Raw genomic sequence first — 2,500 nt, forward strand, 5'->3', positions numbered from 1 at the left:
GTTCGACGGAACCGTTGAAATCGCTACGAAAGTGAATTATAAATCTCTTCAAAACATTCGTGGAACGATCTCCCTTCCTCACGGAAACGGTAAAAAAGTTCGCGTTCTTGTTTTCTGCAAAGGGGACAAACAAAACGACGCGAAGAACGCCGGAGCGGAATTCGTAGGCGATACCGATTTGATCGAAAAAGTAGCGGGCGGTTGGACTGATTTCGACGCTTGTGTGGCTACTCCCGACATGATGAAAGATGTTGGTAAACTCGGTCCGATTCTCGGTAGAAAAGGTCTTATGCCAAAGCCGAAAGCGGGAACCGTAACCAACGATGTTGCAAAAGCGGTAACCGAACTTAAATCCGGAAGAGTGGAATACCGTCCCGATAAAGGCGGTGTGGTACACCTCGGAATCGGTAAGGTTTCTTTCGACAACGCAAAACTCGTGGAAAACATCCGCACCGTAGTTCAAACTCTGATGCGTGATAAACCTTCCGACGCGAAGGGCGATTACTTAAAAACTTTCTCCGTTGCTCCTACTATGGGAGTCGGTGTGAAAGTAGACGTTAAAGAACTGGTCAACACTTCCATCTGACCTGGACAAGATTTGGAGTATTAGAAAATGGCGAATCAGGAAAAAGTAGAAGCAGTCGCATTACTCAAAGGCAAACTGGAAGAGAAGAATAACTTCATTCTCGCTTGCTACTCGGGTTTAACCGTGGAAGAAATCACGGGTCTTCGCGCTCAGCTGAGAAAAGAAGGTTCTGAGATGAAAGTTCTCAAGAATAACCTTTTCTTAAGAGCGTTGAAAGAATCCGGAGCGCACAAAGATAAGAACATCACATTCGGACCTGAATATCAAGGACCGCTTGCCGCAATTTTCGCAAAGGACAACCTTCCAACCGTTGCAAAAGTCTGCAAAGACTTCGCAAAGAACAACAAAAACCTGATCTTAAGAGCGGGTTATATGGACGGTTCCGTTCTCGATGCGACTGGTGTAGAAGCGATCGCAGGACTTCCAAGTCGCGAACAACTTCTGGCTATGATTGCTGGTGGAATCAACGCACCTGCGAGAACGATTGCATCCGGTATGAACCAGATCATCGCGTCTCTTGCAAGAGCGATCCAAGCAACCGCAGAGAAAAAGAACGCATAACGTATTTTTTAAATAGCAAAACGACTAAACGAAATCAAAGGAGCATATAAATGTCTACAGAAGCGCTATTAGAGCAAATCGGAAACCTAACCCTAGTTGAGGCGGCAGACCTCGTTAAAAAAATGGAAGATAAATTCGGCATTTCTGCTGCGGCTCCGGTTGCAGTTGCCGCTGCTGCACCTGCAGCTGGTGGAGCCGCCGCTGAAGAAGCTTCTACGTTTAACGTAGTTCTGAAAGGTTTTGGCGATAAGAAAATCGAAGTGATCAAACTCGTAAGAGAAATCACTGGACTCGGATTGAAAGAGGCGAAAGACCTCGTTGAAGCTGGTGGAAAGTCTGTTAAAGAAGGCGTTTCCAAAGCAGAAGCTGATGACCTCAAAAAGAAACTCGAGGGCGTTGGCGCACAGATCGAACTCAAAGCGAGCTAATCGTTTCGTTAGAGCTCTGTTAGCGCTAGCTATCAAAAAATCCTTTCACTCACGGCAAGGAGGCCTGGTTTTCAGGTACCTCCTTGCTCTATTGTATTTACAGCCTTTCAGAAATTTGGTATCATTTCCAAAAGTTTGGCTTAGGCTGAGAGAGTCGGAATCCTTCTTTTTCGCACAGGGCGAGATTTAAAGGACCTACCAATTGAATACAGGTCATAGTTTTTCATTTATCGATAGGGAGCACAAAGAATGTACGGTCAAGTAGAGAGAAAACGGGTAAATTTCGGTAAAATCACGAATCTGGATTACCTTCCTAACTTGATTCAAATTCAGAAGCGTTCTTTTGACTGGTTTCTCCAGACGGACGTTAAGGATGAGACCAAAAGAAAGCATCAAGGATTAGAAGCTGTATTCCGGGAGACCTTTCCTATTGAAAGCCCCAACAATGACATGATCATGGAATACAGTCATTACATTCTCGGGGACCCGAAACGTTCTCCGCAAGAATGTAAGGACACGGACGCAACTTTCGCGCTTCCGTTAAAGGCCGTCATCAGGCTGATCATCAAGGAAACCGGAGAAATCCGCGAACAAACGGTTTACATGGGAGATCTTCCCGTGATGACCGAGCAGGGAACTTTTATCATCAACGGAGCGGAACGCGTCGTCGTTTCTCAGCTTCACCGTTCTCCCGGTATTTTCTTTTCTTACGACATGGAGAGAGACGTTTTCTCCGCCAGAGTGATTCCTTACAGAGGATCTTGGCTGGAATTCGAAATGGACAACAAGGGAATTCTGATCGCGAAGATCGACAGAAAGAAAAAATTCCCGGCAACCCTTCTTGTTAAATCTTTAGGACACGGAACCAACGAAGAAGTTCTCCGTCTGTTCTACAGTTCCCGTAAAGAAAAAATCGCGGGTGCTA

The 2,500-nt window shown here is 45.7% G+C and carries 4 protein-coding genes (2 of these 4 only partly in view); all 4 read left to right on the forward strand.

Annotation, left to right across the window (positions count from 1 at the left end; genetic code table 11):
- Positions 1 to 586 carry the 3' portion of a 50S ribosomal protein L1 gene (gene rplA, locus CH367_RS02355; RefSeq protein WP_100760893.1) on the forward strand. It extends 107 nt beyond the left edge of the window, so the window shows 586 of its 693 coding nt (coding positions 108–693); its start codon lies beyond the left edge, outside the window; the stop codon is at positions 584 to 586.
- Between the two features lie 27 nt (positions 587 to 613).
- On the forward strand, positions 614 to 1,147 hold the full coding sequence (gene rplJ / locus CH367_RS02360; RefSeq protein ID WP_100760894.1) for a 50S ribosomal protein L10: 534 nt from the start codon (positions 614 to 616) through the stop codon (positions 1,145 to 1,147).
- 50 nt (positions 1,148 to 1,197) lie between these two features.
- Positions 1,198 to 1,575 (forward strand): 50S ribosomal protein L7/L12, encoded by a 378-nt coding sequence (rplL, locus tag CH367_RS02365; RefSeq protein WP_100760895.1) that lies wholly within the window; start codon positions 1,198 to 1,200, stop codon positions 1,573 to 1,575.
- Positions 1,576 to 1,824: 249 nt separating this feature from the next.
- Positions 1,825 to 2,500 carry the 5' portion of a DNA-directed RNA polymerase subunit beta gene (gene rpoB / locus CH367_RS02375; protein WP_100760896.1) on the forward strand. The gene runs 3,005 nt beyond the window's last position, so 676 of the gene's 3,681 nt are visible here — the first part of the coding sequence; its start codon is at positions 1,825 to 1,827; its stop codon lies off the right edge, out of view.

The organism is Leptospira barantonii, from assembly GCF_002811925.1.
GTDB lineage: Bacteria > Spirochaetota > Leptospiria > Leptospirales > Leptospiraceae > Leptospira > Leptospira barantonii.